The following is a 12,259-nucleotide window of genomic DNA, read 5'->3' on the forward strand; positions in this document are numbered from 1 at the left end:
TGATGAGTTTCCCGGATTTCAGCGCCAGCGATGCCCAGGTTCAGTGGCAGCGCTTTAACAATTTGCTTTGGTATCACAACGATCTTGGAATTTGGCTGGACATCAGCCGAATGCATATCAATACAGAAGATTTTGAACGGCTAGGGCCACGCTTTGATCAGGCTTTCAAGGCCATGCAGGCTTTGGAACATGGAGCTATCGCTAATGCTGATGAACAACGGATGGTTGGCCACTACTGGCTGCGTCAGCCGCAGCTGGCGCCTGATCAAGAGGTCTGTGATCACATTGCCAAGGAAATTGACCTGATTGAGACCTTTGGCAGCAATGTGGTCAATGGCCTCATCAAAGCCCCCAATGGCAAAAAGTTCACCGATGTGCTTTGGATCGGGATTGGAGGCAGTGGCCTAGGACCTTTATTAATGATTCGTGCTCTTCAGGAAGCAGAGCAGGGATTGCGATTCCATTTTTTCGACAATGTGGATCCTGATGGCATGAGTCGCGTTCTTGGCAATCTTGGAGATGCCCTGAGCACGACTTTGGTTGTCACGGTCAGCAAATCTGGTGCGACTCCTGAACCACACCTCGGAATGGAGCAGGCTCGTCAACGCCTCGAAGAGATGGGAGGTCGTTGGGCGGGTCAGGCCGTTGCCGTGACGATGCTCAATAGCCAGTTAGATCAGCTTGCACAGAAGGAATCCTGGCTTAAGCGTTTTGACATGTTCGATTGGGTGGGCGGTAGAACAAGCATCACGAGTGCTGTTGGCCTTTTGCCGGCAGCTTTGATTGGTTGTGATGCCAGCGATTTTCTTGCTGGTGCTGCCCAAATGGATGAGGCCACACGTGTGTCTGATCTACACAGCAACCCAGCAGCATTGATGGCTGCTGCGTGGTTTGTTGCAGGAGATGGGCTTGGGCGTCGTGACATGGTTGTTCTTCCATATAGAGATTGCCTTGAGGTCTTTAGTCGTTACCTGCAACAGCTGGTAATGGAGTCGCTAGGTAAGCGTCTAGATCGGGATGGCAATGTTGTTCATCAAGGCCTTGCTGTATATGGCAACAAGGGTTCAACTGATCAGCATGCTTATGTGCAGCAATTACGCGATGGTGTTGACAATTTCTTCGCCACATTTATTGAGGTGCTTGAGGATGTTGAGAACATACCGGCGATCAACAATCAGCATCCAGGTGATTTTCTCGATGGCTTCCTTCAAGGCACTCGCGCAGCGCTCAGCCAGGGAGGTCGTCAGAGCCTCAGTATTTCGATGCGTCGATTTGATCCTCGCCGACTCGGCGCATTAGTTGCTTTATTTGAGAGAGCAGTTGGTTTATATGGTGAACTTGTAAATATTAATGCTTATCACCAGCCTGGAGTGGAATCAGGTAAAAAAGCAGCCGCTGCCATCCTTAACTTGCAGTCTCGCGTTGAAGCCTTGCTTGCTGATGGTGTCGAACGTACAGTTGAAGAGATCCATCAAGTGATTGGAGATGGGTCAGAAGAAGCCATCTTTTGGATCATGAGGCATTTAACTGCGAATAAGCGTGGTTACGTTGCAGAAGGTGATTGGGGAATTCCAACTTCACTACGTTTCAGCAAAGGCTGATCAGTTCTATGGCACTAGGTTCACCAACTTGCCTGGCACAATGATGACCCGTCTAGGCGATTGACCCTCTAACCATTTGACTGCGATGTCACTGTTTAAAGCCAATTCTTCTAATGTCGTTTTGTCTGCGTTAGCAGGAACCTGGATTGTTCCACGTACCTTTCCTTTAACTTGAATGACGAGATCAATCTTTTCGAGTACAAGTGCGCTTGGGTCGATTACAGGCCAGGATTGTTGATGGATGCTTCCTTGCCCATGAAGCTTCAGCCAGAATTCTTCTGCAAGGTGAGGAGCAAAGGGTGCCATTAATCTAACTAAAACTGAAAGAGCCTCTGCAGCCACTTCAGCACGGACCATATCTAATTTTCCGCTCAAGGAGTTTGATAGCTTCATGAGTTCGGAGATAGCTGTATTCAATTGAATATCACCACTTAAATCCTCTGTTATTGCTTCTATGGCCATGTGAGTAGCTCTTCTCATATTGATCTCTTCTTCACTTAGATCAGCTGAATCTATAATCAGGTTTGCCGAAGAAATGGAGGCATCGTCACCATCAGTCTTAGGCCATACAAAATTATCAATTAGACGAATAAGTCGTTGCAGAAAACGAAATTGGCCTTCAACATCTGCATCATCCCATTCCAGGTCTTTCTCTGGTGGTGCTTTAAAAAGTATGAACATTCTAGCGGTATCAGCACCGTATCGATCGATTACAACGGCAGGGTCAACGCCATTATATTTTGATTTAGACATTTTTTCAAACAGGACCTCTAGTTTATCTCCAGTCTCTGGGTCCCTCGGATCACTGTCATCACTAACAAGTTCAGGAGAAATATAACTGCCATTTTTAGTATTGCGGTAGGTGAGCCCTTGAACCATCCCTTGAGTAAGTAATCGATTAAATGGTTCTTTAAAGCCAATCAAGTTTCGATCGTGGAGTGCTTTGGTAAAAAAGCGTGCATAGAGGAGATGGAGGATTGCATGTTCAATACCTCCCACATATTGATCAACAGGTAACCATTCATCAACAATATCCTTGTCAAATGGACGTTGACTATTAAGTGGATCAGCAAAACGTAGGTAATACCATGAAGAACACATAAAGGTGTCCATCGTGTCTGTTTCCCTGTGGGCCTTTTCACCACAAATAGGACATTTCACCTCAACCCAATCCTGTTCTTGTGCTAAGGGAGATCCTCCTTTTCCTGAGAGATCTATGTCCCTAGGAAGGGTTACAGGTAGGTCCTCTTGCGGAACAGGAACGATTCCACAGTTTGGACAGTGAATGATAGGGATCGGGCAACCCCAGTAGCGCTGGCGAGAGATAAGCCAGTCTCGCAAACGGTATTGCACTTTGCTTTGAGCCCAACCCTCAGAAGCTCCATGGGTTGTAATCGCAACCTTCGCTTCCTCTGTGGAGAGACCATTAAAGGCTCCGGAATTTACAAGTACTCCGGCCCCGGTCCAGGCTTGTCCATCATTGTGATGCTCGTCTGACTCTGGCATCTGCACCACAATGCGTATCGGCAGTTCGTGGCTGCGAGCAAAGATGAAATCCCTCTCATCATGAGCGGGTACTCCCATGACTGCTCCTGAGCCATAGTCAACCAATACGTAATCCGCAATCCAAACTGGTAGTGATTCACCATTCACTGGGTTGATCACCTGTGCACCGATCGGGACCCCACGTTTTGGTAGGTCCTCAGCGGTGCGATCCTTGACACTGAGTTGGCTTACAAGGTCACAGAATGCGGTAACGGCAATACGTTGCTCCGGACTTGTTAGGGCTTCCACCAAGGGGTGCTCAGGTGCCAAAACCACATAACTTGCACCGTGAAGTGTGTCTGGCCGTGTTGTGAAGACCGTGATGATTGAGTTGGTCTGACCAGCAACTCTGAACTTGATCTCAGCACCATGAGAGCGACCAATCCAATTGGCTTGCATCGTACGGACACGCTCAGGCCAACCAGTCAATTCATCAAGGTCATCAATTAATGCATCGGCATAGTCGGTGATTCGCAGGAACCATTGCTTGAGTTGTCGCTGTTCAACAAGAGCGCCTGATCGCCATGAACGTCCCTCGCCATCTACCTGTTCGTTAGCCAGAACAGTTTTGTCGACGGGATCCCAGTTGACTTTCGCTTCCTTCTGATAAGCCAATCCACCCGCAAAAAGTTCAAGGAACAACCACTGGGTCCAGCGGTAGTAATCCTGATGGCAAGTCGCCTGTTGCCGGTCCCAGTCAATCGACAAACCCAGCCGATCAAGCTGGGCCCTCATTTGGGCAATATTTTGGTCTGTCCAATCACCTGGATCCACGTTTCTGGCGATGGCAGCATTCTCAGCTGGTAAGCCAAAGGCATCCCATCCCATTGGGTGAAGTACCGCATCACCGCGCATGCGCTGCACCCTGGCAATCACATCGGTAATCACGTAATTGCGTACGTGCCCCATGTGCAGTGTCCCTGATGGATAAGGAAACATCGACAGGGCGTAAAAGCGTTTCTGGTTGGTTTCAGCGACTGAAGTTCGATCTAGTCCTTGTCGTAACCACTCCTTTTGCCAACGCGTTTCAAGCTCAATAGGGTCATATCGAGCTGAGGAGTAGCTGGAGGCAGACGTTGAGGGGAAAGACTCCGTCACGTACAAGTTTCACCAACTTTCGATCGTGCCATAACAAGATGACGCTAGGGAGTTGAATTAGCCCAGTGGACGAATTATTAGTACAGCGTGACGATTAATCAGCACAGGTTGACTCGATCCAGGCCGTTCCAGGGCAAGGAATTCTGGGTCCTGCCAAAGCAAGCGGCCTTCCAATCGGAGCCCATCAGCTAATTCAAGGCTGAGAGGGATCTCGTCCCGCACCCAACCCTGAATCAGACGAACCCCTGGAAGGCTGGGATTGAGAGGGGGGTTCTCCATAGGATTGGGATGGGTCGATGCTGGGGAATCTGCAGTTAAGCAAGTAATTAAGTGGGCTGAGATCCGGATATTTCAAATGGAAGGGAGAACAAGGAAATGCTGAATACAGGAGAGCTTTTTAGTTACAATTATTATCAAGGCAAGTTTTTTAAATATAGCTAAAAGGAGAATTAAGGATGAACTCATGCATGGTTGGAATAAATTATGAATGATAGATCTCATACATAATTACTTGACTTAAGATTATAAAATTAATTAACGCCAGATTTGATTCATGCCTCGTGGAATCCCAATAATAAATTATACGACTTTCTTAACAAAACAAAACCTTGTGACAAAAGGACCGAAAATGCCCGTCTGGCAGGTTCGAAACGAAATCGAACTTAAAGCTTTAAGAGCTATAACAAATGAATTCAATGGTTCTATGCACAAAGTTGACGCAAGTCAAGTCGAACCAGCTACTTGGAGATTTAGAAAAGGTTTGGTACTTGGAATTGGTATAAAAAACTTTAATGAAGCAATAATATATTCTCACCTAACAAATCGAAATGTATGCCTTATCAAAGATATCCCCCAAGATTACAAAGGAAGACGGCCAGAGGTAATTGTGACAACAATAGAATATATAGATTCAATTTTACTGGAGTTTGCCGCAATTAATCAAGAAAAGGCAATAATAGGTTTAGTTGCATCAGAAAAAAAAGAAGATTTGTATTTACGAGTTCTTGTTTCATCTGCTGCAGCAAAGCTATGCGGCCCAGTAAATGATAATAATCTTATAATAGATATAAGGCCACTTGAAAAAAAAGGAATAATAAAGAAGAAGAATAAAATTATTGCTGGTAGTCTTGTAATAAATGCTGAACTTAGATCCATTATTAACAAAGGAGCTCCAATTGTTACTTTGTTAAGTCATTCTGATGGTATTGATGCGTTTATGGGGAATGCCATTCTTTGTACACAGAAAGACGTTTATAACCATAAATCAAATGAAAATATACCGCTCTGCCTTGAAAAAGGCTACTGCCATAGAATTGGAGCAAATATAGAGGAGGCTCTTTTAGATGAGCAACTAATAGATACTTCAATCCTTAGAGGGAGAGTACTTGTTCTGGGGATTTGTTCTGGATTACTCTTGCCAGGATCTCTAGCTGATCCAAGATTTGGGATAGCGATAAGACTTAATGAAAATTATAAAATTGGAGCATTCATAACATGTTGGTCAATTGTGCCAGCAAATGCTGCAACATTCGAAACAATTTCGACAGAACTGTCCAATTCTTTATCTGTTGGTAAGGCTCTTGATCGAGTACAGAAAAGAAATACTTTTTATCCAAGCATACTTCATAGGCTAGTGTTATTTGGAGATCCAGCAGTAAAAGTTATTCCATGCAAATCCTCTACTAATTCTTCAAATGCTAAGCAGAAAGAAATAGATGAAATCGATTATCGAAATGAGATGGCTGAAAGGACACAAGAACAGATAGGAATAAAAAGAGTATCATTGAAGAAAAAGGAAGACGACTTTTACGATTTTCTGATGAACATTATCAGGATACAAATGCAATATTCTAATAAGCCTAATGATAACAATGAGATGAAAAAAACATATTCTATTCTTAAAGAATACAGAATCAACCCTAATGCTGATAGCAGACGAAAACTTTTCAAGAGCATATTGACTTGGTTTGATACAAGAGATACCATTTTATCCAAACTATGGCTTACATTTTCGGATTATGTTACTCATGAGACAACTAGTTGTTGTCCTGTGTGTAACCGGAATATGGACGAGTGGTTGGGACATTTTGATAAACTTTTGCTTAATTCTCGTAGAGTTTGCATATGTCCAGCGTGTGGTATTATCCAAGATACATATCCTGAGATTGATTTTCATATTGATATAGGTTCATCTAATACAATGTGTATAAACGGCACACTACCTGAGTCTCCAAATCAAGGGATCATACATATTGGATCTAGTAATGTGAGCGATAATATTGTTTTGCCTTGGCCCTGCAATGGTAAAAATCAATTACTCAGAAAGATTCCATTAAGACTTAAATGTAAACTCCCAGGAACAGTTAGATTGTCAGCAGTGGTAATATGTTGTAAGGGAATAGCTATAGCCGCTAGATATTGGAGACCCAACAAGAGTATAAATATCTATTAATAAATTGGATAGCTCTATATAATCAGATAGGTTTATACAATATAGGTATATAAGGTTGTAGTGAATAATCAGAATAAGAGCCTATTGAAATCGAATATAGAAAAAACTAATGAAGTGATTTCTGAGAGTGGGGACATTGTAAATCTAATTGAATTATCATTAGGGAAATCGAGTAATAATAATATAAGAGGCTATATGCATAATAGAAACAAGAAATTCAAGCAAATGTGTCATAGACGTGTAATCGGGCTACGCTGAAAAATAAAAAAATTAATAAGTAGAGATCATTTACTTTGCATGTCTACTTCTATAGAGAAAAAATTATCCCCAAGAATTTAAAAATACAGCATCTGAACGCTCCTCAGCTGATTGACGGAGAACATCAATGATTTCGTTTATCTTAATTGCACCAAAATCTGTTCCGTCTCGTAACCGGATGGAGCATGAACCGGACTTAATTTCGTCGTCTCCTATAATTAAAAGAATTGGTATTTTTGAAAGAGTTGCAGACCTAATTTTCTTTTGCATACGCTCACTGGAATCATCAAGTTCTACCCTAAATCCTAGAGACCCGTTAAAGACTCTTTGTGTTTGCAGTTGTTCTTTCAATATCCGTGCATGATCTAGATGCCTATCTGAAATAGGAATAATTATTAGTTGGATTGGCGCCAACCAGAAAGGAAACTTTCCTCCATAATGTTCGGTTAAGAATGCTATAAATCTCTCGTGAGAACCAAGTGGGGCTCGATGTATAACATATACGGGATGATCTTCGCCATCTTCTCCTGTATACGTAAGGTTAAACCGTTGGGTCGCTAAGAAATCTAGCTGGTTAGTAGATATCGTATACTCAACTCCTGTGGCAGTTTTGATTAGGAAGTCTATTTTTGGACCGTAAAAGGCTGCTTCACCTTTTGCTTCTTGATAGGGTAATCCGCTCTCCTCCATAGCTTCTCTAATTATTGTTAGAGCATCCAACCACTTCTGAGGCTCGTTTATATATTTATCGAGTTTACTTAAATCAGGCAAAGAGAGCTGCATATGAAAATCATCTATCCCGAACATGTCGTAGTAACAAGCGTGCATGATCATGACTTGCTTAAATTCGTTCTTAGCATCTTGCAATGAACAATAAATGTGTGCATCATTCTGGCAAAACCCTCGAGTTCGGACAATCCCAGACAACGAACCTGATTTTTCATGTCTGTAGACTTGTCCGTATTCAGATATTCGTAAAGGTAGGTCACGGTAAGATCTAGTTTCACTTAGATATATGTGATGGTGGTGAGGGCAATTCATAGGCCGAAGGTAATACCTTTTATCATCGATTTCGATCGGAGCATACATATCATCTTTGTAGTAAGGAAGATGACCTGATTCATAATAAAGATCTTCATTTGTAATATGTGGAGTAGATACCCTTAGGTAGCCTGCCTTTCTTTCACATTCTTTTGCGAGATTCTCAAGTTCATCTCGAATGGCAGTTCCGTTTGGAAGCCAGAGCGGCAACCCAGAACCAACTTTTTCAGAAAGGTGAAATAACTTCATTTCCTTGCCAACACGACGATGATCACGCAATTTAATTTGCTCTAATCGATTTATTTCATTTAGAAGTTCTTCTTTTGACTGATAACAAAGTCCATAAATACGTTGCATTTGAATATTTCGCTCGTCTCCCCTCCAGTAAGCACCTGCAAGTCGGTGTAGCTTAAATTGGCCTATCTGACCGGAATTCTCAACATGTGGCCCCCTACATAAATCTACGAAGTCATCGATTTCATAGATACTTAATTCAGTTAAAGTATCTGTGTCTAAAACAACATTAGTATCTCCTGTCTCTTCAATAATCGAGGTGGCTCCACGGGTACGTAGTAATTCAATAAGCTCGAGCTTAAAGGTTTGCTTCTTTTGTGTAAAAAAATTAACTGACTCATCGATTGACCATAGCTTATGAATAAAATTTCGTTTTTCACGTCTAATTTTCTTCATCAGACGTTCAATCGTCGCTAAATCATCAAATTTAATGGCATCAGGAAATAATACATCATAATAGAATCCATTGGAGATACTCGGTCCAACTCCAAATTTAGCTGTTGGCCACAGTTGCTGTATAGCAGCCGCCATAACATGTGCGCAAGAATGTCGCCTCGACTCAATGCTAATCATCATGACCACCGATTAGTGCCGGAATTAACAGATACTCCGACTTACAGACAAATCTTAGCTCCTAGGCGGGTCATTGTGGCACGACTTAGGTAGGAAAAATAATGAGTATGATAGAAGAAATTAGGCTTACAAAAAAAAGGGGATTAATTATTTCCATAAATACTGATAGAGTTAACACTATTAAGACTGATTAATAGGATTAGGATAAAATAAAATCTAGTCATCAGTATTCAGACTATTAGGTGATTTATTGAAATACTATTACAATTATCGGTTGAGAGGGCTCTTGATCTTTACTAACCTAGAGGACCTTTTTGATGACCTCCAAGCAATCGGTGCGTAACCTCATTTAATGAATGAGTAACATGTTGTGGTAGGGTATAGTTAATAAATGGATAGAAACGTTGCTGTATAAATCTTTTTCCATATGAAGTTAAAAGGAGATAACGTATATTATCTGTAGTATTTTGGTGGGCTGAATGCCATGTTTGATGGTTTAATATCAATATATCGCCAGCGTTAGCATCGAATGTGATTTGATGAAGACCATTTACCTCTTGACTATTCTCGCCTGTTGGCTTATAACCAAAACGATGACTTCCTGGTATAAATCTTGTAGGTCCATACTTTACATCGGAAAAATGGGAAAGTGCAATGTTTACACTTAGACTAAAGCATGGAGTTTGAGGCATGTAAGATTTACCTTCAGGAATAAACCGCTTATCAAAGTATAAATCCCCATCAATATGCCACCGTGTTATTCCGCAATAAGAGTTAGTGCGCAGGGCTGTTTGTGAAATCACGTGGCAATCATTTCCTAAAATATGTTCGACAAGGTTAAGAATTGGCTTATAGGCTAATATCTGTAAAAAAATATTGGAAAATTCAAACATACGCATAAGTGCTAACTTATTCCTTATCTGATCATCTAGCTCGCCCGATGTTGTTGCAGGATGGTTGTATTTTCTATCGATTTCACTTCTCAATATAGATATTACATCTGAGGAAAGAAGTTGCCTTATAATTAGATATCCATCTTCGTGAAAGCTAGATACCTTATTGTCAATATCATTAAGTTCTTTATAAGCATTAGGGTTTATAGAAAATCTATGGAACTCTGATGCGTATGGGTGATGAGGGACGTCTACAGATAAAGACACTTGATACTAAGTTATATTGATAGAGTATTTTCTTTTGCCCAAATTTGCTCTTCTGGTACTTCTGGAGGCATGTGTGGTGCACCTATCCAAATTATTCTACCAAACTCCCAATATTCCTCTGTATTTAGTATAAAGCTATGCCATATCATATCAACAGGTCCAGAAGGGGCATTATGTTCATTCGGATAAAGCATACATAAGGCTACAAACATTCGAAACTCTTCGATAAGTGGAATAGCATATTTCTCATAGAAATAGTCACGAAATTCAACAGCTTTATCATCTACTATTGATTCAAATTCTCCTTGAGATGGATTAAATACTAACCATTGACGCATTATTTCAGAGGCCCAAAAACGACAATGCTTGTCCCATTGAGCAAAATACAGAAGCATTGGAAGTACTTGTTCATTATCAAATAATCGCCCATCGCGGAGCAGCCTTCGAGGGCTCAGTCCAAGTAATAAGAAGCCAAAATCAAAATTTTCAAGGAGTTTGAGACGATCGTTTAACTCAGAGGTTATGTTTACCTTACTGGCGTGGCATTTTGTAACTAATGAACCTGGCTCTGCAACCAACCGGATTTTGTCCATAACTTTGAACCTGAGAATAATATCTTATTTTACTGGTATCTACCTCAACTACACAAGTTACTAAGTGGTAAAGAGTAATTCATCATAGAGTATTAACATGCTACATTCATTATCAAATATTCAGCCCATTAGCAATTTAAACAAACATCTGTGCATGCTAAATTTATTCTTAATCATTAAGAGTCCATATGTATAGAATTTTCACTAACTAGCTATTAAAATAACATGGCATTTCTTGGTTAATTGCTTAACAATAATAAAATCTCTAATCAAGCACTTCCTTTAAAATTATTGCACAAGTTAAAATTTAATCTTATCAATCATATTTAATTATAGAAGCTAGTTTCTTGAATATTATTTTGTGATTTCGGTATTATTATTAATAATATCATATAACTCATCAAGTTAATTATCTACACTATACTTATGCAAACGAGGGATAGGAATTATTCAAATTAAAACATAAGTACAAAATATGTACATTAATTTATCGGTACATTAGCAATAAATTATACTATTCTTTCGAAGCTTGTAGTCGTCACAATCGAATTAAATTTTAAATGACATTGTAAGACAAAATAAAGTTATTTAAGAGGTTGTCTGAATTAAAGTCTAGGGGATAATTGGTACATATTGCAATGTGTAAAGTATGAATATCATAAATTAAGAACAGTTGATCATAAAATCATATTTATTTATATCTTTATTGATTTATTATTACTAATATGAAAGTATTAAAACTGGAAAGGTTAAATTAGTAAATAAACTTTTCTATAGAGCTATCATGTTTGTCTTTTGGGAAAGAAGTGAACATTTGTGATATTTATATTACTAGATTGGATAAATATATTATATAATAAATAAAAATTGTCATTATTTAACTATTTATGACATGTATAGTGGATATTTTTTATAGATTTATAATGAATGCACTAAATATATTAGATGTACGCTGTAATTAAACAAAGAGAGTGATTTATAGTTTTGAGCCTATTGCTGGAGAGACGCTGTAGCAACCTGAGCATGTTTGTTCAGCGGCAGGCCAGACTTTTGCATCACGGGTTCCAAAGATTGCTTCGAATCTTTTTCTTGTGTCGTGATAAATAGGTGAGTATCCTTCTGCTGTGATTTCATTAGAGGGAAGGTGAGTACGCATTAGATACTTTTTTAACTATTTCTAATTTAACTCAGGCATTTGTTTGCTAGCATCTTGTTAACATATCTTATTCCATTTTCCATGAGCTGATTAGTTACCTCTGCTAATGCAAATCGAGATTACTATGTATTCCTATATTGAATAGTGCTACTAACACATATAAAAAATAATGGTGTATTCAAATGCTTTAGATAATACAATGATTTTTTAAAAATTCTTTAGTTTAACAAGCATAAATGATTTCTACAATAAGAAGATTGAAATTAACTAGTATGGGTTAAAGTTTTGTCCTTAAGGCTGGTGTCACACTATAGCAATCTGAGCATGTTTGTTCTCCGGCAGGCCAAACTTTTAGATCACGCTTTCCAAAGATTGATTCAAACCTTGCTTTTGTAGCATAATAAATAGGTGCATAACCTTCGGATGTGTTTTCATTGGAGGGAACGTGGGTTCGCATTGTATTCTTTGCAAGGATTTACTAATTTTAA

The 12,259-nt window shown here is 39.8% G+C and carries 7 protein-coding genes; 2 read left to right on the forward strand and 5 right to left on the reverse strand.

The window, feature by feature from the left end; all coding sequences use genetic code 11:
- Positions 1-2 precede the first annotated feature (2 nt).
- Positions 3-1,601, forward strand: coding sequence for a glucose-6-phosphate isomerase (locus SIB68_RS02745; protein ID WP_063400706.1), 1,599 nt, complete (start codon positions 3-5; stop codon positions 1,599-1,601).
- Between the two features lie 6 nt (positions 1,602-1,607).
- On the opposite strand, the gene leuS is transcribed toward SIB68_RS02745, so the two are convergent.
- Together leuS and SIB68_RS02755 are read right to left on the reverse strand one after the other, a co-directional pair.
- The gene (gene leuS / locus SIB68_RS02750; protein WP_063400491.1) at positions 1,608-4,244 is read right to left on the reverse strand and encodes a leucine--tRNA ligase; all 2,637 of its coding nucleotides are present in this window, start codon (positions 4,242-4,244) and stop codon (positions 1,608-1,610) included.
- 57 nt (positions 4,245-4,301) lie between these two features.
- Entirely contained in the window at positions 4,302-4,523 is a 222-nt protein-coding gene (locus tag SIB68_RS02755; protein WP_063400492.1) for an Hfq-related RNA-binding protein, read from the reverse strand.
- Between the two features lie 274 nt (positions 4,524-4,797).
- Between SIB68_RS02755 and SIB68_RS02760 the strand changes: the two genes are divergently transcribed.
- Positions 4,798-6,696 (forward strand): hypothetical protein, encoded by a 1,899-nt coding sequence (locus SIB68_RS02760; RefSeq protein WP_063400493.1) that lies wholly within the window; start codon positions 4,798-4,800, stop codon positions 6,694-6,696.
- Between the two features lie 321 nt (positions 6,697-7,017).
- Here the strand turns inward: SIB68_RS02760 and thrS are convergent, their stop codons facing one another.
- From thrS to SIB68_RS02775, 3 genes are all read right to left on the reverse strand, one after another.
- Positions 7,018-8,865: a threonine--tRNA ligase gene (gene thrS / locus SIB68_RS02765; protein WP_063400494.1), complete on the reverse strand. Its 1,848-nt coding sequence runs from the start codon at positions 8,863-8,865 to the stop codon at positions 7,018-7,020.
- 293 nt (positions 8,866-9,158) lie between these two features.
- Positions 9,159-10,022, reverse strand: a complete 864-nt coding sequence (locus SIB68_RS02770) for a phytanoyl-CoA dioxygenase family protein (RefSeq protein WP_074160291.1) — start codon at positions 10,020-10,022, stop codon at positions 9,159-9,161.
- Positions 10,023-10,033: 11 nt separating this feature from the next.
- A complete protein-coding gene (locus tag SIB68_RS02775; RefSeq protein WP_063400495.1) occupies positions 10,034-10,615 on the reverse strand; it encodes a hypothetical protein in 582 nt (193 codons plus the stop codon).
- Positions 10,616-12,259 lie beyond the last annotated feature (1,644 nt).

It is taken from the genome of Prochlorococcus sp. MIT 1323, from assembly GCF_047304905.1.
Classification (GTDB): domain Bacteria; phylum Cyanobacteriota; class Cyanobacteriia; order PCC-6307; family Cyanobiaceae; genus Prochlorococcus; species Prochlorococcus marinus_D.

Coding starts and splice junctions, on each gene's coding strand:
- SIB68_RS02745 (WP_063400706.1), top strand. CDS start 3: ATGAGTTTCCCGGATTTCAGCGCCAGCGATGCCCAGGTTCAGTGGCAG.
- SIB68_RS02755 (WP_063400492.1), bottom strand. CDS start 4,523: ATGGAGAACCCCCCTCTCAATCCCAGCCTTCCAGGGGTTCGTCTGATT.
- SIB68_RS02760 (WP_063400493.1), top strand. CDS start 4,798: ATGCCTCGTGGAATCCCAATAATAAATTATACGACTTTCTTAACAAAA.
- thrS (WP_063400494.1), bottom strand. CDS start 8,865: ATGATGATTAGCATTGAGTCGAGGCGACATTCTTGCGCACATGTTATG.
- SIB68_RS02775 (WP_063400495.1), bottom strand. CDS start 10,615: ATGGACAAAATCCGGTTGGTTGCAGAGCCAGGTTCATTAGTTACAAAA.